The following is a 516-nucleotide window of genomic DNA, read 5'->3' on the forward strand; positions in this document are numbered from 1 at the left end:
GACGGCGGTGAGGGAGTCGAGGCCGAGTTCGATGAGGGGGCGGTCGGGGGGGATGGTGTGGGGGTCGGGGTGGCTGAGGACGGTGGCGACCTCGGTGCGGACCAGGTCGAGCAGGGCCGCGCTCCGCTCCTCGGGGGTCAGCCCGGTGAGCCGGGCGGCGGGGGAGGGACCCGCGGACGCGGCGCCGCGCGCGGCGCGGCGGGCCTGCCGGACGACTCCCCGCAGCAGGGGCGGTGGCGCCTCCGCGGTGGACGTGAGACCGGTCGGGACGACCAGGGGCAGGCCGGCGTCTCCGAACGCGGCGGCGTCGAAGAGGGCGAGTGCCTGCTCCGCGGTCAGCGGCCGGAGCCCGGTCCGCCTGATCCGCGCCTGGTCCACCGAGGTGAGGTCGGCGGTGAGGGTGCTGGTGTGGGCCCATAGTCCCCAGGCGAGGCTGGTGGCGGGGAGGCCTTGGGTGTGGCGGTGGTGGGCGAGGGCGTCGTGGAAGGTGTTGGCGGCGGCGTAGTTGGCTTGGGC

At 76.7% G+C, this 516-nt stretch carries 1 protein-coding gene; it reads right to left on the minus strand.

The window, feature by feature from the left end; translation table 11 throughout:
• On the minus strand, positions 1-516 hold a 516-nt coding region (locus tag HHX40_RS35525; protein WP_182884054.1), incomplete at both ends, for a beta-ketoacyl reductase.

It is taken from the genome of Microbispora sp. H10949, assembly GCF_014161435.1.
Taxonomy (GTDB): domain Bacteria; phylum Actinomycetota; class Actinomycetes; order Streptosporangiales; family Streptosporangiaceae; genus Microbispora; species Microbispora triticiradicis.